Raw genomic sequence first — 20567 nt, forward strand, 5'->3', positions numbered from 1 at the left:
GTCAGCCGACCGGTAGCTCCAGCTCGGCGACGGCCCCGGGGTCGTTGCCGAGCCGCAGGGTGATGCCGAGGGCCTCGGCGTGGCCCTTGGCGATGGTCAGGCCCAGCCCGTGGCCGTGGCCGCGCTCCCGGGCCCCGGTGCGGAAGCGCTGCGGGCCCTCCCGCAGGATCGCCTCCGGGTAGCCGGGCCCGTGGTCGCGGACGGTCACGGTGGCCCCGGCCACCTCGACCAGCACCGGGGCCCGGCCGTGCCGGTGCGCGTTGGCCAGCAGGTTGGCCAGGATCCGGTCCAGCCGCCGTACGTCGGTGGAGACCGTCGCCTCCTGGGAGACCACCACCTCCGCCTCCCCCGGCGCCGCCGCGACCGCCCGGCGGACCACCTGGCCGAGCGGCACCGGCGCGAGCTCGGGCCGCTCGGCCCCCGCGTCCAGCCGGGAGACCTCGAGCAGGTCCTCGGTCAGGCTGCACAGCACCCGGACCCGCCCCTGCACCAACTCGGTGGGCCGCCCGGGCGGGAGCAGTTCGGCGGCGGTGAGCAGGCCGGTCAGCGGGGTGCGCAGCTCGTGCGCCACGTCGGCGGTGAACCGCTGCTCGCTGGCCAGCTTGGCGCTGAGCACCGCCGACATCGAGTCCACGGCCGCCGCGAGTTCGGCCACCTCGTCCCGGGGTCGGCCGAGCGGACCGATCCGGGCCGCCAGGTCGCCCTTGGCGATCCGGCGGGCCGTCCGGGCGGCCGTCCGCAGCCGGCTGCTGATCCGGTCGGCGGCCAGCACCCCGGCCAGCACCGTGACGGCCACCGAGAGCGCGGCCGAGACGGTGAAGGTGCGGTCGAGTTGGGCGATCGCCTTCGCGTCCTCGGCGTAGTCCACCCGGACCGAGACCACCCGGTCACCGGCCGGCGCTGCCGCCCACATCGCCGGGCCGTCCGGGCCCGGTCCGAGCAGCGAGCCGTGCCGGCCCTCCTGCGCCAACTGGCGCAGCTTCGGCGGCAGGGCCGGGTCGTCCGGCGTCGCGCCCCAGCCGACCAGTTCGCCGGTCCGCTCGTACCCGGTGAGCACCGAGTCGAGCGCGTTCTCCGCCGAGCGGCGGGCCTGGGCCACGTGCTGGCCCACCGAGGCGCGGTGCACCAGCAGGCCGAGGGTGACGGCCACCAGGAAGGAGACCAGCGCGACGGTCGCGGCGATCTGGCGGCGCAGGTTCACCCGGCCCTCCGCAGCCGGTAGCCGAAGCCCCGGACGGTCTCGATCCTGGCCGCCCCGATCTTGGCCCGCAGCCGCTGCACGTGCACGTCCACCACCCGGCTGTCGGCGCCCCAGGAGTAGTCCCAGACCCGTTCGAGCAGCGTCTGCCGCTCCAGCGCCACGCCCGGCGCGGCAGTGAACTCCAGCAGCAGCCGCAGCTCGGTCGGGGTGAGCGGCACCGGCCGCCCGGCCACCCTGACCTCCAGTGCCTCGGTGTCCAGCTCCAGGTCCTCGATCACCCGCACCGCTCGCGGAGCCGGCTCGGCCGACTGCTCCGGGGTGGCCGCCGGGCGGCTGGTGCGGCGCAGCACGGTGCGGATCCGCGCCACCAGGACGGCGCTCTCGAACGGCTTGGTGATGTAGTCGTCGGCCCCCGCCTCCAGGCCGGAGACCACGTCGATCGCCTCGGTGCGGGCCGACATCATCAGGATCGGCAGCTGGCTCTCCTCTCGGACGCGGCGGCAGAGCCCGACCCCGTCCAGCAGCGGCAGCATCACGTCCAGCAGCAGGATGTCGGGCCGCCGGGCCCGGAACGCCTCCAGCCCTTCCAGCCCGTCGGCGGCGGTCTCCACCGGGAAGCCGTAGCGCTCCAGGGCCATCCTGGTCGCCTCGCGGATCACCTCGTCGTCCTCGACCAGCAGGATCCGGGGGACGGCGACGGGGGCGGGCGCGGAGTCGGTCATCGGGTGGGCCTCGGTTGCGGGACGGGGACGGCGGAGACCAGCGGCTCGGGGTGGCCGGTCGCGGGGGCGGCGGCAGCAGAGGGTGCAGCGGGGGCGGCGGTGGGCGCGACGGACGGCTCCACGGAGACGGAGGCCATCGGGGCCGGGCAGTAGGTGGCGCCGTCGGGCAGGCCGCTGCCGGTGATCCGGCGGTCGGTACGGACCAGCCGGCCGTCCTGCCAGTGGTAGGTGGTGTCGGTGCCGGTCTTGGACTGCGGGCCGTCGGGCTCGTGCAGCAGCAGGTCGGGGCCGACGGTGCCGGCGCTGAAGCCCGGCTGGGCGCGCTGGGCGAGCACCGGGAAGAGCCGGCCCTCGCGCAGTTGGTAGACGTGCAGGTAGCCGCCGTCGGTACCGGTGAGCACGGCGGTGATCAGCTCCGGCTCGCCGTCGCCGGAGAGGTCCCGCAGCTGGGCCGGCTGCACCTGGCAGCCCGCGCAGCCGCCGGTCAGCGCCTTCCGCTCCTCCGGCTGGAGCGCAGGGTCCGCCGCCAGCACGGTCCTGGCCTCGACGGCACCGAGGCCGCCGGCCGGGACGGTCAGGCCCGGCACCGGGCTGGGCGGCGGCAGCGAACCGGAGGCCTCCGGCGAGGGGGCGGCGGCCGGTTGGACGGCCGGCCAGAGCGGCACCTGGCTCGGTCGGGGGGTCAGGGAGCGGGCGGGGCCGGCGTCGTGCAGCGCGCCGGCCCCGGCGCACCCGCCGAGCAACGGGATCGCCGCCAGCGCGAGGGCGGTCCAGCGGGGGGTCCTCACGGTGGCGGCCTCTCGGGGACGGGACGGGCGTTGATGGTGCAGCTCGATGCGGGTGGGACGTGCACAGGAGACGCTACTTCCGGTACGCGCAGTTCCCCGCGCCCTTGGGGGATGCCGTAACCAGTTCCTGTCCTCCCTGGTGGGCGCCGGGTCATCTCACCAGATCGGCGAGGGCGATGATGTTGTCGGTGTAGTGGCCGTTGCCGCCCAGGGTGCCGCCGCAGGTGATGAGGCGGAGCTGGGGCGTGTCGGTGTTGCCGTAGACCAGGTCGGTCGGGAACTCCGCCTTCGGGTACTGCTTGAGCTCGCGGACGCGGTAGCCGACCGTGCTGCCGTCCTGGCGGCGGATGTCGATCCGGTCGCCGGGCCGGAGCTCGCGCAGCCGACTGAAGACGGCCGGCCCCTTGTGGGTGTCCAGATGACCGAGCAGGACGGCCGGCCCGATCTGACCCGGGGTCGGGCCCTCGCGGTACCAGCTCACCTGCTCGGGGTGGTCGAGCGGCGGCACCTCGACGGTGCCGTCGGGGTTGAGCCCGGTGGACGTGACGGGGGCGTCGACGCCGATCCGGGCGATGGTCAGGTGCACCGGCGGCGAGGCCGGAACCGGGGCGACCGGCGGCGCCTTGGCCGTGGACGCCTGGGTGCTGGGTTCCTGGGTGGCCGGGGGCAGCGGCTGCGAGGTGGCGATCCGCACCGGCGCGGGGGCCGGCGAGCCGCCGAGCAGCACGATCCCGCCGGCCAGGGCGAGCGCCCCCGCCGTCGCCGCCGGCGCCCAACGGGGGCGCCGGCGACGGCGGCTGCCAGGGCGTGACTCTCGGGTCACGTCGGATCAGCGGGCGTCGTTGGGGTGCGTGCATCGGCGGCGCCGAGGAGGGAGCCCATGCGGAGCATCGGCGACTGACGAGAAGTCGTCGAGGTGCGTGCCCCGGCGGCGGCCGCCTGGCGTGATCCGAGAGTCACGCCCTAGCCCTGAGCGCCGGCACGGCGACGGACGACGGCGAAGCCGAGGGCGGTGGCGCCGACCGCGGCCAGGCCCGAGCCGGCGACCAGGGTGACGGTGGACGGGCCGGTCTCGCCCTCACCGGTCTGGGCGCCGCCCTTGGGGACGGTCTTCACCTGCGGGGCGCCGGCCGGGGCCGGGGTCACCGCGGTCTTGCCGCCCGAGGCCGGGGCGGGCGAGACGCTGGCGGACGGGGCGGCCGAGACGCTCGCGGTCGGCGCGGCCGGGGCCGGGGTGCCGTCGGCGAAGGCCGAGGCGCCGGAGAGCGCGACGGCGCCTGCGGCCCCGGCCGCGACCAGGGCGAACCGGACGGCGTGACGGATCTGACGAGGAGCTGCCATGGGGGTTCCTTCACAGGCTCACCGCTCCCGGCCGGGCGGCCGGGTCTGTCGGTGAGTCAGACATTAGGAACCGCACCTCACAGTGCCCGCCCGGCCGCGTAACGGCCACCGGCCGACTCTGTAACAGTCGGCCGGTGGTAATCGTCGGCCGGTGGTAATCGTCGGTTGGCGGTAGTCGTCGGTTGGCGGTAACAGTAGGCCGATGGCAACAATCGCCCTGAGGTAACGATCGGCAGAGCGTAAAGGTCGGACGGACGCAAAGGTAGGCCGAGCGCAAAGGTCAGCCGGGTGCAAAGGTCGGCCGACGGCAAGCTGTCAGCGGCCGAAGCAGCGCTTCAGCTCGTCCAGCTCGTAGAAGTAGCCGCCCTTGGTGTAGGGCGTGCAGGCGGCCGGGAAGTACGTCTCCTTCTCGTTGTAGAGCATCCGCACCAGGTGCTTCGTGCTGCCGTCCGCCGCCTTGCCCGCGTACACGTCCCACTGGATGTTGGCCGCCATCGGGGCCACCCGGCTCCCGCGCCACGGGTTGTCCGCATAGCTGTACGGCACGGCCGGGTCGGCCGGCCGGGTGCTGCCGGGCAGGCTGAGCAGTACGGCCAGCGGCTCGATCTCCTCGGCGTGGGTGAAACGCAGCACGGCGCCGTTCGCGCTGCTGCCCGCCGCCTTCGCCTCGGCCTGGGCGAACAGGTCGTCCAGCAGCGGGGTGGCCATCTTGTACGTGATGGACCGTCCGCTGAAGGCCGGGCCCTTCTGGTAGAACTCCTCGGCGTCGTCCTGGTACTGGAGCCACCGCGCATCCGCCGGGGTCAGGAACGGGCCGAGGTCGACCCCGGGGGCCTCCACCCGCAGGTCGGGGGCGGCGCCGTAGAGCTGGTAGAGCGAGGTGGCGAAGGCCGCCTGGTCGGCGGGGGTCAGCGTCTTCACGAAGGCCGGCCGCAGCAGGCGGGTCACCACGTGCCGGGCCACCGAAGCGGTCCGGGGCTGGGCCTGGATGCCGGCCAGGGTGGCGGCCAGCTGCGGGTCCTTGGCCAGGTAGGCCTGGTAGTCGGCGTTCTGCGGCTGCTTGTGGAAGTACAGCGTGTCCTTGTCGGTGACCGGCGCCTGCACCAGCCCGGCCAGCGCCGGGTCACCCGCCGTCAGGCCGCCGGTGAACGCGTTGGCGCTGGCCACCGCCCGGGCCACCCCGGAGGTCTTCACCACCACCGGCGCGTGCTGGGCCGTGATCGCCTGGAACAGGCCGGGCAGCCGCTGCTCCATCCGCAGCGCCGTCTCCCGCTGCTCCTGCACACCCCGCCCGGACAGGTTCCCGTACCCGATCCCGGCCGCCGCCGCGAGCAACGTCCTTACCTGCGGGGCCAGTTGAGCCCCGAGCTCGGTGAGGCCGCCGGCCGCCTGCGCCCGGTCGAGCACCGCGAGCACGGCGTCGCCGTCCTTGCTGTCCGTCATGGCCCGGGAGCCGTGCCGGGCGACGTTCTCGGTGAAGACCGGCGCGAAGCCCTTGGGCGCCCGGTGGTACGTGGCGAGCGGCTGCTGCGGCGCGTACGGGGTCTTGGTCCCGTAGTACCCCCCGTCGGCCGGAGCGGCCTGCGCCGTGCCGATAGTGAGCAGCGTGCAGGTGGCCAAGGCAGCGAAGGTGGCGGCGAGCTTCAAGACGGGCCTCTCGATCGGGGGTCGAGAGCGCACTGTCACACCGTCAGATGAACTGTACGAGAACCACAGCAGGGGCGCGGGGAACTGCGCGCGCAACCGTCCACGTACGTAGAGGGCTGAGCGCGCAGTTCCCCGCGCCCCCGGGCGTACTGCCCCAGCGAGGGCTACCCCACCGAGGAGTAGGCGATGATCCCGCGCCGCAGGCCGTCGACGGCCTTGCGCGCCGTACTCCTCAAGGCGACATCGTCGCCCGCCGCGTCCTGGATCTGGCCCAGCACGTCGATCAGCTGCTTCGTCCAGCGGACGAAGTCGCCGGCCGGCATGTCGGCGTCGCGCAGGACGGAGTCCAGGTTGTGGCCGAGGGCCCAGCGGTAGGCCGTCCAGGCGAAGCCGAGGTCGGGCTCGCGCTGGCCGACGCCCTCGGCGGTGGAGATGCGGTGCTGCTCCTCCAGGGCGTCCAGGTGGCCCCAGATCCGGACCATGTGGCCGAGTGCCTCCTTCGCGCCGCCCTCCGGGACGCGGGGGGCCGCGGCGTCGTCGGCCTGGCGGGCCTCGTAGACCAAGGCCGAGGCGCAGGCGGCGAGTTCGGCGGCGGCCAGGCCGCTCCAGACGCCCTCGCGGATGCACTCGGAGGCGAGCAGGTCGAGCTCGCCGTAGAGCCGGCCGAGCCGCTTGCCGTCGGGGGTGACGGTGTCGCCCTCCAGGTAGCCGAGGTCGGTGAGCAGGCCGCAGACCCGGTCGAAGGTGCGGGCGATGGTGTTGGTGCGGGACTTGACCTTGCGCTCGAGCAGCTCGGTGTCGCGGGTGAGGCGGTGGTACCGCTCGGCCCAGCGGGCGTGGTCCTCGCGCTCGTCGCACCCGTGACAGGGGTGCTGCCGCAGGGTGGTGCGCAGCCGTGCGATCTCGGGGTCGTCGGCGGCGGCCGCCCGGCCCCGGCGGTACCGCTCCGGCTCCAGGTGGCCGGCCTTGGTCCGCAGGGCGGAGGCCAGGTCGCGGCGGGACTGCGGGCTGCGCGGGTTGAAGGACTTGGGGATCTTCATCCGGTCCACGGCCGTCACCGGGTACGGGAAGTCGATCATCGCGAGCCGCTTGACCTGCCGCTCGGCGGTGAGCACCACCGGGCGCGGGCCGTCCTGGTAATCCGGGTGGCGGTGGCTGCGCGGCGAGCGGCTGACCGGCGGCAGGCCCGGGTCGAGCACCAGAGCCAGGCCGGCGAACTTGCCGGTGGGCACGTGGATCACGTCGCCCGGCTTGAGCTGCTCGATCGCGTCCACGGCGGCGGCCCGGCGCTGGCCGGTGCCCTCGCGGGCCAACTCGTTCTCCCGCTCCTTGAGCTCGCGGCGCAGGCGCATGTACTCCTGGAAGTCGCCCAGGTGACAGGTCATCGACTCGCGGTAGCCCTCCAGGCCCTCCTCGTTCCGCTGCACCTGGCGGGCGATGCCGACCACCGAGCGGTCGGCCTGGAACTGCGCGAAGGAGGTCTCGAGCAGCTCGCGGGAGCGACGGCGGCCGAACTGGGCCACCAGGTTGACCGCCATGTTGTACGAGGGGCGGAAGGAGGACTTCAGCGGGTAGGTGCGGGTGCCCGCGAGGCCGGCCAGGGCCTCCGGGTCGAGGCCGCGCTGCCAGAGCACCACGGCGTGGCCCTCGACGTCGATGCCGCGGCGGCCGGCCCGGCCGGTGAGCTGGGTGTACTCGCCGGGGGTGATGTCGGCGTGGGTCTCGCCGTTCCACTTGACCAGCTTCTCCAGGACGACCGAGCGGGCGGGCATGTTGATGCCCAGCGCCAGCGTCTCGGTGGCGAAGACGGCCTTGACCAGGCCCTTCACGAAGAGCTCCTCGACCACCTCCTTGAACCGGGGCAGCATGCCGGCGTGGTGGGCGGCGATGCCGCGCTCCAGGCCGTCCAGCCACTCGAAGTAGCCCAGGACGTGCAGGTCCTCGTCGGGGATGTCGGCGCAGCGCTCCTCGACGATCTCGCGCACCAGCGCCCGGTCGGCCTCCCGGTTGAGCCGCAGGCCGGAGCTCAGGCACTGTTGGACGGCGGCCTCGCAGGCCGCACGGCTGAAGATGAAGGTGATCGCGGGCAGCAGGCCCTCGGAGTCGAGCCGGTCGATCACGTCCACCCGGCCGGGCGTCCAGACCCGGGTGGGGCGGCCGGTGGGCATCGAGCGGCCGCGGCCCCGCTGGAAGCGGTCGCCGCCGCGCGGGTTGCCCGCCTGCTCGGAACGGGAGAGCCGGACCAGCTCGGGGTTGACCGCCTTGGCCGGGTTGCGCGGGGCGTCCTTGGGGCGGCCGTCCCGGTCCGGGTTGGCAAACAGGTCGTACATCCGGTTGCCCGCCATGACGTGCTGCCAGAGCGGCACCGGGCGGTGCTCGGAGACGATCACCTTGGTGCCGCCGCGCACGGTGTGCAGCCAGTCGCCGAACTCCTCGGCGTTGGAGACGGTGGCCGAGAGCGAGGCCAGCACCACCGACTCGGGCAGGTGGATGATGACCTCCTCCCAGACGGCGCCGCGGAACCGGTCGGCGAGGTAGTGCACCTCGTCCATCACCACGTAACCCAGGCCGTCGAGCGCGCTGGAGCCGGCGTAGAGCATGTTGCGCAGCACCTCGGTGGTCATCACGACCACGGGCGCGTCGCCGTTGACGCTGTTGTCACCGGTGAGCAGGCCGACCTTGTCGGCGCCGTAGCGCTTGACCAGGTCGCCGAACTTCTGGTTCGACAGGGCCTTGATGGGGGTGGTGTAGAAGCACTTGCGGCCCTGGGTCAGCGCCAGGTGGACGGCGAACTCGCCGACGATGGTCTTGCCGGAGCCGGTGGGTGCGGCCACCAGCACGCCGGTGCCTTCTTCGAGCGCCTGGCAGGCCTCGATCTGGAACGGGTCTAGCGGGAAGTCGTAGAGCTCCTTGAAGCCGTACAGGGCGGTCTTCTGCTCCTTCGCGCGGCGGCGGAAGGCGGCGTAGGCCTCGGCCGGGCTGAGCTCGCCCTGGTCGTCGGGCACGGCGCCGGTCATCGGCGTCACCTCTGCTTCCCTGGGGCGGCGCGGGGGCTGGGTCTGGTGCTGGTGATCGAACATCTCGGCTTGAGGTTACCCGGCGACACCGACATCGAATGCACCCTTTTCTCCGGCGCTTCTCCGGCGCTTCTCCGGCGCTTCTCCAGGGCTTCTCCGGTGCCGCGGGCGGTGCGCGATCTGCGGTCCGCCGGTGCTCCGCCCGTGCTCATCCGGCACTCCGCCCGGTGCCGAAGAGATCAGATCCGCAGTTGCAAATGTCTTCAGATTGCCGCAGATCGATCAGTTTCCGGTCGGTTCCGGTCAACCGGCGTGCCCGAGTGGGCGGTTCCCTACAGTCGGACGGACCCAGGGACCTACGGACCAAGGAGGGCCACCATGGCCAATCTGGAGACCTCGCTCAAGGAAGCCATGGCGATCGAGGGGGCGATCGGCGTCGCACTGGTCGACTACGGGAGCGGCATGGCGCTCGGCACCCTCGGCGACAGCAACGAGATCGACCTCAACACCGCCGCCGCCGGCAACACCGACCTCGTCCGGGCCAAGATGCGGACGATGGAGATGCTCGGCCAGCACGACAGCGAGATCGAGGACATCCTGGTCAGCCTCACCACGCAGTACCACCTGATCCGCCCGCTCACCACGCAGAGCGGCCGGGGGCTCTTCCTCTACCTCGCGCTCAACCGCACCCGGGCCAACCTGGCGATGGCCCGACACCAGCTGAAGCGGATCGAGGGCACCCTTGAAATCTGACCGGACTGAACACGGGGCGGCGGGAGGAAGGGGGCGAGAGAGGTGCCGGTACCGCTTTACCAGGCGAAGGCCGAGTTCTTCCGGATGCTCGGGCACCCGGTGCGGATCCGGGTGCTGGAGCTGCTCCAGGAGGGGCCGACCCCGGTCCGCGACCTGGTCACCGCCCTCGGGGTGGAGCCCTCCAGCCTCTCCCAGCAGCTCGCCCAGCTCCGCCGCTACGGCCTGGTGACCGCCACCCGGGAGGGCACCACCGTGGTCTACGCCCTGGCCGGCGGCGACGTGGCCGACCTGCTGCGGACGGCCCGGCGGATCCTCTCCGAGCTGCTCACCGACCAGGGCCTGCTGCTGGCGGAGCTGGGCGCACCGCCGGCCGGGCGCCCGGGCCCGGCGACGACGTCCGGGCGCCCCGACCCGGCGGCATCCGGGCGTCCGGGCCCGCTGACCCCCGCGGCCGGTGCGGCGCCGGCCGCGGGGGTCAGCGAGCGATCAGCTCCGCGATCCCCGAGGCCAGCTTCTGGTACTCCTCCGGCCGGTTGTAGACCTGGGCACTGATCCGCAGCACGCCGCCGCCGGTCCAGGGGCGGACGGCGATCCGGGTGCCGAGCCGGCGGTGGGCGGCCACCATCAGGGCCTTGGCGGTGTGCTCGCTCTCCGCGCAGCCGGGCGGCAGCCGGACGGCCCGCATGGCGAGGCCGGGCATCGCGGGCAGCGGGCGCAGGCCGGCCCGCTCGATCAGCAGGCGCTGGCCGTACTCGGCGAGGGCCGCGTTGTGGGTGCGGACCCGTTCGGCGCCGAGCTGGTCGAGCAGGGCGAAGCCGGTCGGGGCGGAGAGCCAGGGGGTGTAGTCGGCGGTGCCGCGCCACTCGACCCGGCCGGGGAAGCCCCGGTCGTGCTCCCAGGAGTACATCAGCGGGCGGATCAGCGGGCGCCAAGTGCCGGCCACCGCGAGCACGGCGGTGGCGCGCGGGGCGAAGGCCCACTTGTGCAGGTTGCCGATCCAGAAGTCGGCGCCGCCGGCCCGCTCGCCGAGGTTGACCGGCAGCATGCCGGGCGCGTGGGCGGCGTCCACCACCGTGATCACCCCGCGCTCGGCGAGGTCGGCCAGCAGCTGCGGGCTCGCGATCTCGCGGGCGCTGGGCGAGGTGATCAGGTCGAGCACGGCCACCTTGGTGCGCGGGCCGACGGCGGCGAGCACCTGCTCGCGGACGGCCTCCGCGTCCGGGGTGTGCAGCGAGAGCCGGACGCAGCGCACGCTCGCCCCGCTCTCGGCGGCCTTGCGCTCGGCGGCCTTGTTGACCACGCCGTAGCCGTGGTCGGTCACCAGGATCTCGTCGCCCTCGGCCAGCGGCAGCGAGTCGAGCACGATCGCGATGCCCTCGGTGACGTTGGTGACCATGGCAAGCCGGTCCGGCCGGGCGCCGAGCGCGGTGGCCACCCGGGCCCGGGCGTGCGCCACCCGGTCGGGGGCGTCGAGGAAGAAGCCGTCCGGGTCCTGCTCCAGCTCGGCCCGGAGCCGGGCCTGCACCCGCTGGACGGGCAGCGGCACCGTGCCGTACGAGCCGTGGTTGAGGTGAGCGACGGCCGGGTCCAGGCCGAACAGCCCGTTGGTGCCCGCCAGCGGGCGGGGCGGTGCCTCGGTCATTCCTGACTCCTTCACTCGTGCTCCTTCGACTCCGGGTCGCACCGGATCCACCGGCCTGCCGTTGGCCTACCCTACCTGCAATGATGTGTGACATTTCACACTGCATACTTCTAGCCGACACCCGTCGCCCGGGGCAACCATCGGGCGGTGACTTCTACCGACTCCTTCCTCGCCCTCAGCGCCCGCACCGGCCGCTTCACCTACGGGGCCCCGCGCGCCGTGACCATCTCCGCCGACGGCGGACGGCTGCTCTTCCTCCGCTCCACCGGCTCCGAGGACCCGGTGGAGCGGCTCTGGCTGCTCGACCTGGACACCCGTCAGGAGACCCTGGTCGCCGACCCGGTGGTGCTCGCCCCGCAGCGCAGCGGCGACCGGGCCGATCTGCCCGCCCTGGAGCGACGGCTGCGCGAGCGGGTGCGGATCTCCGCCCGCGGCATCGGCTCCTACGCCGCCACCGCCGACTGCTCGGTGGCCGTCTTCGCGCTCGACGGCCGGGTCTTCCGGACCGACACCACCACCGGTGCCAGCACCGAACTCCCCACCGCCGGGCCGGCGTTCGACCCGCGCCCGGCGCCGGACGGCTCCCGGGTGGCCTACGTCACCGATGGCGCACTGTACCTGACTGATCGTCAGGAGCGGCTCAGCCCGGCCGACGGCGGCATCTGGGGCGTGGCCGAGTTCGCCGCCGCCGAGGAGCTCGGCCGCGCGCGCGGCCACTGGTTCTCCCCCGACGGCGGCGCCGTGCTGGCCACCCGGATCGACGAATCCGCCCTGCCGCTGCGGCACTTCGCCGACCCGGCGCACCCCGAGCTGGCCCCGGAGAGCTTCGCCTACCCGCAGGCCGGCGGCCCCAACGTGGACCTCCAGCTCTGGGTGCTCGGCCTGGACGGCACCCGGCGTCGACTCCACTGGGACACCGACACCTACCCCTACCTCTGCGCGGCCGGCTGGGAGAGCGACGGCGAGCTGCTGCTCACCATCGCCGACCGGCTGCAGCAGACCGTGCTACTGCTCAGCGCCGACCCGGCCACCGGCCGGACCCGCGAACTCTCCCGCACCGTGGACGAGTTCTGGGTGGACGACCTGCCCGGCACCCCGGCCCGGCTGGCCGACGGCCGGCTGCTCACCGCCGCCGACACCCCGGACGGCTCGGCCCGCGGCGTGGCCCTGGACGGCAAGATCCTCGAGCTGGAGCGGCTCCAGGTGCGCCGGGTGGTCGGCCGGCTGCGCGGACGGCTCTTGATCGAGGCGGGCGAGGGCGACCCGGCCGACCAGCACGTCTACCTGCTCGACCCGGACAGCGGCGCCACCGAGCGGCTCAGCGAGGGCCCCGGACTGCACTCGGCGCTGGCCGCCGGCGAGACCCTGCTGCTCACCTCGGCCTCCCAGGACGGCATCCGCCGCCGGATCCACCGGGCCGGCCAGGAGTACTCGCTCACCGATCACGCCGCGCCGCTGCCCTTCCGGGTCACCCCCAAGCTCGCCCGGGTCACCGAACTCGGCCTGCCCACCGCCCTGGTGTACCCGCGCGGGCACGTGGCCGGCCGCAAGCTCCCGGTGCTGCTGGACGTGTACGGCGGCCCCGGCTTCCAGGCCGTGGCCAACGAGCCGCGCCGCTGGCAGTTGCGCCAGTGGTGGGCCGACCAGGGCTACGCCGTGGTCACCACCGACAACCGGGGCACCCCGTTCGTCTCCCCCGAGTTCACCCGGGCCATCTTCCGCCGGTTCTCCCAGGTCGCGATCGACGACCAGGTGGCCGCGCTGTATGCCCTCGCCGAGACCGAGCCGGACCTCGACCTCGGCCGGGTGGGCGTGCGCGGCTGGTCCTACGGCGGGTACTTCGCGGCGCTGGCCGTGCTGCGCCGCCCGGACGTGTTCCACGCGGGCTGCGCGGGCGCCGCGCCCACCGACTTCCGGCTGTACGACACCGCCTACACCGAGCGCTACCTCGGCCTGCCGCAGGACAACCCCGAGGGCTACCAGGCCGACTGCCTGATCGAGGACGCGCCGAAGCTGACCCGGCCGCTGCTGATCGTGCACGGTCTGGCCGACGACAACGTGCACCCCTCGCACAGCCTGCTGCTCTCCGAGGCGCTCACCAAGGCCGGCCGCCCGCACAGCATGCTGCCGCTGCCCGGCGTCACCCACATGACCCCGGACGGCGTCCACGAGCAGGTCGTCGAGGCCGAACTCGCCTTCCTGAACCAGGCCTTGCGCGGGTCTTCCCTGTAGTGGATGACATGTGAAATATTACCCACCGCATCACCACCCCCAGCCCACCCTCCCGATCCGAAAGGACCGGTCAAGTTGCGCAGACTGTCCGCAGCCCTCGCTGCCGCGCTGACCACCAGTGCGATAGCGGCGACCATGCTCGGCGCCACCGCCGAGGCCGCGCCCGTCAAGCCCGAGACCGTCTCCGGAGCCCAGGCGCTCGCCGCCCAGAACGGCTCCGAAGGCCGTGAAGGCCCGCAGCAGAAGACGCTGCCCCAGCAGGAGGTGCTGCGCCAGTCCCTCCAGTCCAAGGCCCTCGAGCTGGTCAACAAGGGCGCCGTGGCCAAGACCGCCGACGGCACCGTCCCGCCGGTCGCCAAGATCGGCAAGGACTACGTCCAGCTGGCCAAGAAGCGCACCGACAAGGTGTTCGTCATCCTCGCCCAGTTCGGCAACGAGGTCGACAACTCCACGCTGTACAACGGAGTCCCGCGCTACGGCGGCACCCCGGGCCCGCAGCACAACACCATCCCGCAGCCGGGCAAGGACGACACCCACACCTTCTGGCAGAGCGACTTCAGCCGCGACTACTACCAGAAGATGTTCTTCGACGGCACGCCCGGCGCCAACTCGCTGCGCAACTACTACCGCACCCAGTCCTCGGGCCGGTACGACGTGGACGGCACCGTCAGCGACTGGGTCACCGTGCCGTACAACGAGGCCCGCTACGGCTCCAACAAGGGCCCCGAGGGCAGCGGCGCCTGGACCCAGGCGCAGGAGTTCATCCGCGACGCCTTCGACGCCTGGTACAAGGGCGAGATCGCCAAGGGCCGCTCCGCGGCAGACATCAAGGCGCAGCTGGCCCAGTACGACGTCGAGGACCGCTACGACCACCTCCACGACGGCAACTTCAACCAGCCCGACGGCTACCTCGACAACGTGATCGTGGTGCACGCGGGCGTGGACGAGACCTGGGGCGGCGGCGCCCAGGGCGCGGACGCCCTCTGGGCGCACCGCAGTTGGGACTTCCCGGACCCGACCGGTCAGACCGGCCCGGCCGGCAACAAGATCGGTGGCACCGAGATCGGTGACACCGGCTACTACGTCTACGACTACCTGCAGGCGGGCGAGAACAGCGGCGTCGGCCTCTTCTCGCACGAGTTCGGCCACAACCTCGGCCTGCCGGACCTCTACCCGCTGACGGGCGGTGACAACGGCGTCAGCTTCTGGTCGTTGATGTCCTCCGCCTCGTACCTGGGCAAGGGGCGGAACACCACGGGCGAGTTCCCGGGTGACCTGGACGCGTGGAGCAAGCTGCAACTGGGCTGGCTCAACTACGACGAGGGCCAGGCCGCCACCACCTCCAGCCATACGCTCGGGGTGAGCTCGTACAACACCGACCAGGCCCAGGGCGTGCTGGTCCACCTGCCACCGGGCACCACCACGACCGTGCTGGCCGATCCGGCCGAGGGGCAGTCGCAGTGGTGGAGCAACACCGGTGACAACCTGGACAACGCGCTGACCCGCACGGTGGACCTCACCGGCAAGTCGGCCTCGGCCGCACTGGACACCGCCGCCTGGTGGGACGTGGAGCAGGGCTACGACTTCCTGACCTTCGAGGCCTCCACCGACAACGGCAAGAGCTGGACGGCCCTGCCGGGCACCGCGAACGGCGTGCCGTACGGCAAGACCTCCGCCAACATCCCCGGCCTGACCGGCACTTCGGGCGCCTACGAGCAGGTGCACGTGCCGCTGGACGCGTACCTGGGCAAGCAGGTCCAGGTGCGGATCCACGTCACCTCGGACAGCAACACCCACGGCAAGGGCGTCCTGATCGACGCGCTGAAGATCTCGGCCGACGGTGCCACCGTCTTCGCCGACGGCGCGGAGAACGGCAACCAGGGCTGGGACACCCGCGGCTTCCTGATCGTCAACGGCAAGAACGCGGTGCAGCAGCACCCGCGCGCCTACCTGGTCGAGAACCGCCGCTACGTCGGCTACGGCGCCTACCTCAAGACCGGCCCGTACAACTTCGGTTACTGGGGCGTCAAGGGCAAGTCCAACGTGATCGACAACTACCCGTACCAGGAGGGCGTCCTGGTCTGGCTCTGGGACACCGACTACCTGGACAACAACACCAAGGACCACCTCGGCGGCGGCCTGATCCTCCCGGTCGACGCCCACCCGACGGTGACCCGCTTCGGTGACGGCACCATGGTGGGCGGTCGCGCGCAGACCTACGACGCGCCGTTCTCCCTGAAGCCCACCACCGGCTTCAACCTGCACAGCGCCGGTGTCACCACGACGATCGGCACCGAGCCGGCCGTCCCGGTCTTCAACGACCACACCGGCAAGTACCTGGACCCCGCCTTCCCGCAGGTCGGCGTGAACGTCCCGGACACCAACACCAAGATCGAGGTCGTCCGCGAGACCCAGGCCGGCAAGCTGACCACCATCAAGGTCGGCCCCGCCTCCTGATCCGCTGATCCCACCGGAGCCCCGGCCCGCCACTCCCCTGGCGGGCCGGGGCTTCCGGCTTCCTCAGGCCAGCTCCACCGGCACGCCGAGCTCCGGGCGGGCGTAGGCCGTGCCACCCTTCCAGTCCAGCCAGGCGTCGAAGTTCTCCAGGCCGATCTCGCTCAGGTGCGCGTCGTGCACCGGGAAGGCCCGCGCCGGGCCGATCGCCCGGGTGAACTCCACCGCCTCGGAGAGCTTGACCCACGGCCCCGAGGCCGGCACCAGCAGCGTCTCCACCGGCTCCTCGGGCACGAAGAAGGAATCCCCCGGGTGGTAGAGCCCCTCCACCAGGTACCCGAGGTTCGGACACCCCGGCAGCCCGTCCACCGTCTCCGCGTGCTCCCCGCCGACCGCCCGCACCGCGAACCCCGCCGCCTCGAAGCTCTCCCCCACCGCCACGGCCCGGCCGCCGAGTTCGGCCGCCAGCGCCGGGTGCGTGTGGACCACCAGCCCCGGGTTCACCGCCCGCGCCGCCGCCAGCCGCTCCAGGTCGACGTGGTCCTGGTGCTCGTGCGTGAGCAGCACCGCGTCCGCCCCCGCCCACGCCTCGTCCCCCGAGTACTCCCCCGGGTCGAGCACCAGCACCCGCCCGTCCCGCTCCAACCGCACACACGCATGGCCGTACTTGGTCATCAGCATCCGGCCAACCTATCGTCGGGGGTCCGGAGCCCGGACCCCCGGATCAGGCGGCGGTGGCGGCGAGCGCGGTGGCGGCCTCCCAGGCGAACCCGTCCGGGTCGGTGAAGGCGCCGGTGGAGCCGCCGAGGACGATCCGGTGCGAGCCGCCGCCCTCGACGGGGACACCGAGGTCCTTGGCCAGCGCGCGACGCTTGTACAGCGCCAGCTTGACGGCGCCGGGCCGGCCCGGGGCGAACTCGGTGTACTTGCCGCCGAAGCTCTTGGCCACGGTCAGCCCCCGGTCCACGTAGAACTGCTTGGTGGCCTTCACGTCCTCGACGCCGATCAGCAGGACCACCTCGTCGATCTCCCGGGTGGCCGGGCCGGTGTCCTTCTTCGCCGAGGTCGCGATCTTCCAGATCGTCCCGTCCGGGGCCCGGACCACGCCGCCGTAGCCCCAGAGCGACTTCGTGGCCGGCTTCAGCACCGTGGCCCCGGCCGCCACCGCGGCGCCCACGAACCCGTCCACGGTGGCCGGCCCGGCCACCGTCAGCGCCAGCGTGAAGCCGCGGAAGCCGGTGGTCTCCGCCTCCGAGACCCGCAGCCGGACGTGGCCGTCCACGCCGAAGGCCCGGTAGAAGCGGCGAGCCCCTTCGAGATCGGCCACCTCGATCAGGACGGCGGCGAGGCCGGCGGTGTCCGAACCGGTGCGCTGAGGAGAAGTGATGTCTGCGGAAGAAGTGTTGTCTGCCATGCCCACCACGCTACGAGCCGGGCACCGGCCGGGGCTTCTCGAATCCTGACCGGTCCTGGCCGGCCGGGAGCGAGGCCGAGACCGAAGCCGCCGCGGAAGCCGAGGCCGCCGCCCGTTCGGCGCGACGCCTCGTCAGGTACCCGTACGGCGAGTCACCGTACGCGGCCCGGAACTGCCGGCTCAGGTACCCGGCGGCCAGGCCCGCGTCCCGGGCCAGCGCCACCACGTCCAACGGCTGCGCGTACTCCCGGTCGATCCGGTCGCGGACGCGGCGCAGCCGCGCGAGCTCGGCCAGCCGGTACGCCTCCTCGCGCGCCTGCCGCCATCCAGGTCTGCACATGAGAACCCTCCCCCTCCTCGCTGGTCCGCTGCGGCCCGTGGCCGGTTCAGCGCAGTTCCTGGATCCGGATCAGATTGCCCGCCGGGTCGCGGAACGCGCAGTCGCGGATGCCGTACGGCTGCTCGGTCGGCTCCTGGACGACCTCGGCGTCGCCGGCCTGCACCTTCTCGAAGACGGCGTCGAGGTGCAGGGTGGCCAGCAGGATCCACCCGTAGGTGCCCTTGGCCATCATCTCGGTGATGGTGCGGCGCTCCTGCTCGGTGATGCCGGGATCGGCGGCGGGCGGCGCCAGCAGGATCGAGGTGCCCGGCTGCCCGAGCGGGCCGACCGTGATCCACCGCATCCGGCCCTGCCCGACATCGCCGCGGACCTCGAAGCCGAGCACGTCGCGGTAGAAGGCGAGCGAGGCGTCCGGGTCCTCGTGCGGGAGGGCGGTGGTGTGAATGGTGATGTCCATGCTGGGCAGGGTAACGGCCTTGCCGGGCCAGGCGTTTATCGAAACCTGACCGATTCACCCCGGGGGCCGAAGGCGACGCGCCCGTGCGCGGGCAGGGTGGGCGGGGCGGGCGGCCCGGTGACGGATCGGGACGGCGGTCCCTTCCGGGTGGGACCTCGGGACCGGGATGGTGAGTGGCGTCCGATCAGTGGGGGACGAGCTAGGAGCATTGATGGCCACCACGCTGGGCAGCACGCCGGGCACGACGCCGGGCACCACCGAGCCGAACGACCATGCGAAGGACATCGACCCGCACGACGAGGAGATGGTCGCGTACTGGTCCGACCCGACCAAGCGCACCCGCAACGCGATCTTCGCCGTCAATGTCGACATGCGGCGCAACTACGCCGCCCTCAAGGCCGAGTTGATCAATCACCTCACCCCGGTCATCGTCGTGCAGAACGACTCCCAGGGCGGCCTCTACACCCTCGTCCACAACGGGGAGCGCGAAGCCGTGCACCCCGTCTCCGAACTCTTCGAGCTCGCGAAGTCGATCGCCCACGTGCCGCTCGGCACCTTCGCGATCCTCGCGCCCTACCTCAAGGGCCCGGACGCCAACGGCTGGTCCCGCCCGCTCAAGCACTGGGCGCACACCCTCCGCACCGCCCACGCCGAACTGGCCGGCGCCGACCTGCCGCCGGCCCTGCTCGCCTCCTCCACCCGGATCCTCGACGGGGCACTCGGCTTCATCGGGGGCGCGCTGGAGCGGGGCAGCTTCAGCATCGAGGAGTTCACCGACTTCACCGGGGACGTGTACGAGTCCATCCGGACCAACATGTACTTCGCCGCCAAGGCGCAGATCGCCGGGGTGGAGTCGATCATGCGGCGGTGGCGGCAGAAGGTCGGCGAGGAGCAGTGGAAGGGGCTCTACGTCGTCGTCCTGTCGATCTGGACCACCTCCGTGCTCAACCAGAACTCGATCATCATCAAGCAGTTCCTCGACCCGGCCACAGCGGATTCGCACCTGATCGACCTCCCGACCGGCGAGACCCCGGCCGATCCGGTCTTCACCGCGCTCGACAACCTCGCCCGGATCGTCCAGGACAACGTCGCCGCCGAGCTGGTCTTCCCCGTCGACCAGGTCATCGCCGACGCCCTCAAGGGCAAGCAGGACCTGCTCTCCGAGGAGATCCAGACCCAACTCGCCTGCCCCTTCCAGTCCAAGCGGGCCGCCCGCGACGCGGCCCAGGGTGCCGCCGCCACCGAAGACGACCGCCCGCAGGCGGCCTGATCCGATCCCTCGGCAGGGCACCGGCCCACCGCGCCGGTGCCCGCCCTCCTCCCCTGCCCCCTTTCGCTCCGACGGATCCGCCCCATGCCCAGCACTGCCCCGGCCCCCGTCCTGACCCCGGCCCCGGCCGCACCGGCCCGGCCCCTCCTCGGGCTGCTCCTGCTGACCGCCAACCTCCGGGCCGCGATCACCTGCGTCGCCCCGCTGCTCGACCGGGTCCGCGCGGCCCACGGCCTGAACGGCGCCGCGCTGAGCCTGCTGACCACCCTCCCGGTGCTCTGCCTCGGCCTCTTCGCCCCGCTCGCCCCGGCTCTCGCCCGCCGCTACGGCACCGAAGTCACCGTCGCCGGTGCCCTGTTCGTCCTCGCCGCGGGCATCCTGCTGCGCAGCGCTCCGTCCACGGCTGCGCTCTACGCGGGCACGGTGCTGATCGGCGCCGGGATCGCCACCGGCAACGTCCTCGTCCCGGCCATCGTCAAGCACCAGCACCCCGACCGCATCGGCCACCGCACCGGCCTCGCCATGACCGTGATGTCCACGACCGCCGCCCTCGCCGCGGCCCTGGCCGTGCCCCTCGCCGAGGCCACCACCTGGCAGGCCGCCCTCGCCCTCTGGTCCGTCCCCGCCCTCCTCGCCGCCACCGCTTGGGCGCACCTCGCCCGCCGCACCCCGCCCAGGCCGGCGCCCCCTGTGGACCGCTGCCCGGAACCTCTTTCGCTGCCCCGGTCGCCGACGGCCTGGGCGGTGGGGGCCTTCCTGGGGCTGGTCTCGCTGATGTTCTACGTGCTCGCGGCCTGGCTGCCCGAACTCATGCAGGGCTACGGCTACTCCCCCGCGGAGACCGGGCTGATGGTCTCCGTCCTGATGACCATCGGGATCCCGCTCGGGTTCCTGACCCCGGTGCTCGCGGGCCGCCTGCGCGACCAGCGGCCGCTGGTGGCCGCCGTGGCCGCCGCCCTGGCGCTCGGCCTGGGCGGCCTGCTGCTCGCACCGGGCGCCGGTTGGCTCTGGGTCGTCGTCCTCGGCTTGGCCAACGGCGGTGCCTTCCCACTCGCGATCACCCTGATCGGCCTCCGCTCCCCCACCCCGGCCGTGGCCGCCCGCCTCTCCGGCCTCGCCCAGACCGGCGGCTACCTGCTGGCCGGCCTCGGCCCGCTCGCGGTCGGCCTGGTCCACACCGCCACCGGGACGTGGACAGCGGCCCTGCTCCTCCTGCTCGCCCTCGTCCTCCCCGAGGCCGCCGCCGGCCTGCTGGCCGCCCGGCCCGGCACCCTGCGGGGCTGACCCCG

General features: G+C 73.1%; 17 protein-coding genes and 1 pseudogene. 6 read left to right on the forward strand and 12 right to left on the reverse strand.

The annotated features are described in order from the left end of the window. Position 1: 1 nt before the first annotated feature. The 7 genes from CFP65_RS06345 to CFP65_RS06375 all read right to left on the reverse strand — a co-directional run bounded on the left by CFP65_RS06345 (position 2) and on the right by CFP65_RS06375 (position 8716). Positions 2 to 1201, reverse strand: coding sequence for a HAMP domain-containing sensor histidine kinase (locus CFP65_RS06345; RefSeq protein ID WP_254552256.1), 1200 nt, complete (start codon positions 1199 to 1201; stop codon positions 2 to 4). Next, positions 1198 to 1923 (reverse strand): two-component system response regulator CseB, encoded by a 726-nt coding sequence (cseB, locus tag CFP65_RS06350; RefSeq protein WP_104815153.1) that lies wholly within the window; start codon positions 1921 to 1923, stop codon positions 1198 to 1200. Before cseB ends, CFP65_RS06345 begins: the two co-directional genes overlap by 4 nt. Beyond that, positions 1920 to 2711 (reverse strand): hypothetical protein, encoded by a 792-nt coding sequence (locus tag CFP65_RS06355; RefSeq protein WP_104815154.1) that lies wholly within the window; start codon positions 2709 to 2711, stop codon positions 1920 to 1922. Before CFP65_RS06355 ends, cseB begins: the two co-directional genes overlap by 4 nt. A gap of 151 nt (positions 2712 to 2862) precedes the next feature. Then, on the reverse strand, positions 2863 to 3534 hold the full coding sequence (locus CFP65_RS06360) for a class F sortase (protein WP_104815155.1): 672 nt from the start codon (positions 3532 to 3534) through the stop codon (positions 2863 to 2865). A gap of 140 nt (positions 3535 to 3674) precedes the next feature. Next, a complete protein-coding gene (locus tag CFP65_RS06365) occupies positions 3675 to 4052 on the reverse strand; it encodes a Tat pathway signal sequence domain protein (protein WP_104815156.1) in 378 nt (125 codons plus the stop codon). Between the two features lie 315 nt (positions 4053 to 4367). Continuing rightward, positions 4368 to 5699 carry a histidine-type phosphatase gene (locus CFP65_RS06370; RefSeq protein WP_254552257.1) on the reverse strand — a complete coding sequence of 444 codons (1332 nt, stop codon included), beginning with the start codon at positions 5697 to 5699 and terminating at the stop codon, positions 4368 to 4370. Positions 5700 to 5863: 164 nt separating this feature from the next. Then, a complete protein-coding gene (locus tag CFP65_RS06375) occupies positions 5864 to 8716 on the reverse strand; it encodes an RNA helicase (RefSeq protein ID WP_104815158.1) in 2853 nt (950 codons plus the stop codon). A gap of 378 nt (positions 8717 to 9094) precedes the next feature. Between CFP65_RS06375 and CFP65_RS06380 the strand changes: the two genes are divergently transcribed. After that, positions 9095 to 9469 carry a hypothetical protein gene (locus tag CFP65_RS06380; protein ID WP_104815159.1) on the forward strand — a complete coding sequence of 125 codons (375 nt, stop codon included), beginning with the start codon at positions 9095 to 9097 and terminating at the stop codon, positions 9467 to 9469. Positions 9470 to 9511: 42 nt separating this feature from the next. Then, a pseudogene (locus CFP65_RS39925) lies at positions 9512 to 9826 on the forward strand (ArsR/SmtB family transcription factor); the annotation flags it as partial. Positions 9827 to 9944: 118 nt separating this feature from the next. Here CFP65_RS39925 and CFP65_RS06390 read toward each other — a convergent pair. After that, positions 9945 to 11111 carry an aminotransferase class V-fold PLP-dependent enzyme gene (locus CFP65_RS06390; protein ID WP_104815160.1) on the reverse strand — a complete coding sequence of 389 codons (1167 nt, stop codon included), beginning with the start codon at positions 11109 to 11111 and terminating at the stop codon, positions 9945 to 9947. 147 nt (positions 11112 to 11258) lie between these two features. Here CFP65_RS06390 and CFP65_RS06395 point away from each other — a divergent pair, with 147 nt between their 5' ends. Then, positions 11259 to 13343 (forward strand): prolyl oligopeptidase family serine peptidase, encoded by a 2085-nt coding sequence (locus tag CFP65_RS06395; protein WP_104815161.1) that lies wholly within the window; start codon positions 11259 to 11261, stop codon positions 13341 to 13343. A gap of 75 nt (positions 13344 to 13418) precedes the next feature. Next, complete coding sequence (locus tag CFP65_RS06400; RefSeq protein WP_254552258.1) at positions 13419 to 15800, forward strand: immune inhibitor A domain-containing protein; 2382 nt, start codon at positions 13419 to 13421, stop codon at positions 15798 to 15800. Positions 15801 to 15863: 63 nt separating this feature from the next. On the opposite strand, the gene CFP65_RS06405 is transcribed toward CFP65_RS06400, so the two are convergent. From CFP65_RS06405 to CFP65_RS06420, 4 genes are read right to left on the reverse strand one after another with little or no spacing between them, the layout of a single operon-like run. Continuing rightward, positions 15864 to 16478, reverse strand: coding sequence for an MBL fold metallo-hydrolase (locus tag CFP65_RS06405; RefSeq protein ID WP_104815163.1), 615 nt, complete (start codon positions 16476 to 16478; stop codon positions 15864 to 15866). Positions 16479 to 16521: 43 nt separating this feature from the next. Beyond that, on the reverse strand, positions 16522 to 17211 hold the full coding sequence (locus CFP65_RS06410) for a glyoxalase (RefSeq protein ID WP_254552259.1): 690 nt from the start codon (positions 17209 to 17211) through the stop codon (positions 16522 to 16524). Between the two features lie 10 nt (positions 17212 to 17221). Then, positions 17222 to 17551 carry an AraC family transcriptional regulator gene (locus tag CFP65_RS06415; protein WP_371682369.1) on the reverse strand — a complete coding sequence of 110 codons (330 nt, stop codon included), beginning with the start codon at positions 17549 to 17551 and terminating at the stop codon, positions 17222 to 17224. 46 nt (positions 17552 to 17597) lie between these two features. Next, positions 17598 to 18008: a VOC family protein gene (locus CFP65_RS06420; protein ID WP_104815164.1), complete on the reverse strand. Its 411-nt coding sequence runs from the start codon at positions 18006 to 18008 to the stop codon at positions 17598 to 17600. A 211-nt stretch (positions 18009 to 18219) separates the two neighbouring features. On the opposite strand from CFP65_RS06420, the gene CFP65_RS06425 reads away from it, so the two are divergent. After that, on the forward strand, positions 18220 to 19278 hold the full coding sequence (locus CFP65_RS06425) for a hypothetical protein (protein WP_174805507.1): 1059 nt from the start codon (positions 18220 to 18222) through the stop codon (positions 19276 to 19278). Between the two features lie 84 nt (positions 19279 to 19362). Continuing rightward, positions 19363 to 20562 carry an MFS transporter gene (locus tag CFP65_RS06430; protein WP_104815165.1) on the forward strand — a complete coding sequence of 400 codons (1200 nt, stop codon included), beginning with the start codon at positions 19363 to 19365 and terminating at the stop codon, positions 20560 to 20562. Positions 20563 to 20567: the final 5 nt, after the last annotated feature.

The sequence above is a fragment of the Kitasatospora sp. MMS16-BH015 genome (genome assembly GCF_002943525.1).
Classification (GTDB): domain Bacteria; phylum Actinomycetota; class Actinomycetes; order Streptomycetales; family Streptomycetaceae; genus Kitasatospora.

Excerpts from the sequence above, each read along its gene's own strand:
- CFP65_RS06430 (WP_104815165.1), top strand. The coding sequence starts at position 19,363 with ATGCCCAGCACTGCCCCGGCCCCCGTCCTGACCCCGGCCCCGGCCGCA.
- CFP65_RS06415 (WP_371682369.1), bottom strand. The coding sequence starts at position 17,551 with ATGTGCAGACCTGGATGGCGGCAGGCGCGCGAGGAGGCGTACCGGCTG.
- CFP65_RS06425 (WP_174805507.1), top strand. The coding sequence starts at position 18,220 with ATGGCCACCACGCTGGGCAGCACGCCGGGCACGACGCCGGGCACCACC.
- CFP65_RS06375 (WP_104815158.1), bottom strand. The coding sequence starts at position 8,716 with ATGACCGGCGCCGTGCCCGACGACCAGGGCGAGCTCAGCCCGGCCGAG.
- CFP65_RS06420 (WP_104815164.1), bottom strand. The coding sequence starts at position 18,008 with ATGGACATCACCATTCACACCACCGCCCTCCCGCACGAGGACCCGGAC.
- CFP65_RS06380 (WP_104815159.1), top strand. The coding sequence starts at position 9,095 with ATGGCCAATCTGGAGACCTCGCTCAAGGAAGCCATGGCGATCGAGGGG.
- CFP65_RS06390 (WP_104815160.1), bottom strand. The coding sequence starts at position 11,111 with ATGACCGAGGCACCGCCCCGCCCGCTGGCGGGCACCAACGGGCTGTTC.
- CFP65_RS06410 (WP_254552259.1), bottom strand. The coding sequence starts at position 17,211 with ATGGCAGACAACACTTCTTCCGCAGACATCACTTCTCCTCAGCGCACC.
- CFP65_RS06365 (WP_104815156.1), bottom strand. The coding sequence starts at position 4,052 with ATGGCAGCTCCTCGTCAGATCCGTCACGCCGTCCGGTTCGCCCTGGTC.
- CFP65_RS06405 (WP_104815163.1), bottom strand. The coding sequence starts at position 16,478 with ATGCTGATGACCAAGTACGGCCATGCGTGTGTGCGGTTGGAGCGGGAC.
- cseB (WP_104815153.1), bottom strand. The coding sequence starts at position 1,923 with ATGACCGACTCCGCGCCCGCCCCCGTCGCCGTCCCCCGGATCCTGCTG.